At 71.6% G+C, this 1,754-nt stretch carries 4 protein-coding genes; 1 reads left to right on the top strand and 3 read right to left on the bottom strand.

Features of this window, described 5'->3' with window-relative positions; all coding sequences use genetic code 11:
- Positions 1-226 (bottom strand): AIR synthase related protein (locus tag ACE3O1_RS15575; RefSeq protein WP_374316613.1); only part of this gene is annotated, 226 nt, incomplete at its 3' end.
- A gap of 176 nt (positions 227-402) precedes the next feature.
- Between ACE3O1_RS15575 and ACE3O1_RS15580 the strand changes: the two genes are divergently transcribed.
- Entirely contained in the window at positions 403-1,014 is a 612-nt protein-coding gene (locus ACE3O1_RS15580) for a zinc-binding alcohol dehydrogenase (RefSeq protein ID WP_374316607.1), read from the top strand.
- 2 nt (positions 1,015-1,016) lie between these two features.
- On the opposite strand, the gene ACE3O1_RS15585 is transcribed toward ACE3O1_RS15580, so the two are convergent.
- Both ACE3O1_RS15585 and ACE3O1_RS15590 read right to left on the bottom strand, forming a co-directional pair.
- Positions 1,017-1,343, bottom strand: a complete 327-nt coding sequence (locus ACE3O1_RS15585; protein WP_374316609.1) for a potassium transporter Trk — start codon at positions 1,341-1,343, stop codon at positions 1,017-1,019.
- 51 nt (positions 1,344-1,394) lie between these two features.
- The coding region (locus tag ACE3O1_RS15590; RefSeq protein ID WP_374316611.1) for a sterol carrier family protein at positions 1,395-1,754 on the bottom strand (360 nt) is incomplete at its 5' end.

Below are 1,754 nucleotides of genomic sequence, written 5' to 3' on the forward strand. Positions count from 1 at the left end.
CCACGACGACGATGTCGTCGACGACCATGCCGACGAGGTCTTGCCCGATCGTGTCGTGCTTGTCGATCGCCTGCGCGATCGCGACCTTCGTGCCGACCCCGTCGGTGCTCGTCGCGAGCAGCGGCTTGGCGTAGGCCCGCAGCGCGCTCGCGTCGAAGAGTCCCGCGAATCCGCCGACACCGCCGAGCACCTCGGGGCCGTGCGTGCGGCGCACGGCCGACTTCATGAGTTCGACGGCGAGGTCGCCGGCCGCGGTGTCGACCCCCGCGGCGGTATAGGGGTTCACGGCAGGGGCATCGGGCGAAGAGGAGGCCACGTGTCCCAGCCTACCGGCGGTGCGCGAGGGCGGATGCCCCGTGACGGCGCCTCCTCGGCGGGGTGGGGCGGATCTACAATGTGGGCATGGGTGGCACCGGAACTCCCGAGTGGCTGATCCGCGAGGACGCGGGCCAGCCGGTGCTGGTCGCGCTCTATCTTCGTCAGGTCCTCGGCATCCGCTCGCCCGACGAGCTTCCGCCGCTGCGCGGCATCCCTCCGCGCGTCAACGATCGCGACGACGAGGCCCAGGCGCTTCTGGAGCGGCAGTGGCGCGAGTACTGGGCCATGACGGTCGAGCCCCAGGCCCACCCGTCCCCCGTTCCGCTCGACCTCGTCGACGGGTTCGAGACCATGCTCGCCCTGCCCTCCGAGGGCGCCGAGGCGCTGCGCACGGCCATCACCCCGCATGCCGCCGAGGCGCTCGCCTTCGCCCAGTCCGCGCACGCGCGCTACCGGCGGGATGCGAACCCCGGCACCGGGACGGCGTACCGCGCCTACGCGAGCGCCATCGCCGAGCACGAGCGCCAGGTCGGCCGTCGCGCGCACTCGTTCGAGCTGAACGTGCAGGTGCTGCCCCTCGCCCAGCGAGGCGTGTGGTGGATCGGCTCGCTGACGATCGCCGTCACCGACGGACTGCGGGGGGATGTCGCGGCCTTCGACGCCGCGATCCACCCGATCATCGCCGAGCTGGCGTAGGGCTAGAGGTCCTCGTCGACCTGAACCGACTCGTGGTCGACCATCACGCTGCGCGTCCGTCCGCGCGAGCGACGGTCGAGGATCAGCGCGACGACGGCCGCGACGACGAGACCGACCGGCACGAAGACGAGGATGAGGAAGCCGAAGACCTGACCCTGCGAGTAGACGAGGCCCGTGTTCGGGCTGGCGAAGTCGGAGCCGTCGAACGCGAAGGTCATGATCATCGCGACGAGGAGCCCGAGAGCGGCGCCGAAGGCCAGGAACACCGAGAACTTCGGAGCGCGGCGCACGCGCACGGTCTCGATGTGGTCCTCGACGTGCTCGGTCATGCCTCCATTGTCCCACTCCCGGTGCGTCTTAGGGCCCCGCCTGCTGCTGATCTAGGGACGAAGGGGAAGCAGGTCCGAGATGTCGGCGCGGGTGCCCGAGGCCGCGATGCGACCCTGGGCTGCGGCATCCGCCCACGACTCGCTCCCCGTCGCGAGGGCGACCCACGTGGCGGCGTCGGTCTCGACCACGTTCGGCGGCGTTCCGCGCGTGTGCCGTGGACCCTCGATGACCTGCACGGCGCCGAAGGGCGGCACCCGCACCTCGACTGAATTGCCGGGGGCCTTCTCGGCCAGCAGCTGCAGCAGGTAGCGCACGGCCGTCGCCAGGTCGGTGCGCGACGGGAGGGATGCCTCGCCCGCGGCACGCACCGCCTCGAGGGCCGTCCGGCCTTCGTCGGTGCTGATCCTGCG

The organism is Microbacterium sp. (assembly GCF_041909575.1).
In the GTDB taxonomy this organism is placed as follows: Bacteria; Actinomycetota; Actinomycetes; order Actinomycetales; family Microbacteriaceae; genus Microbacterium.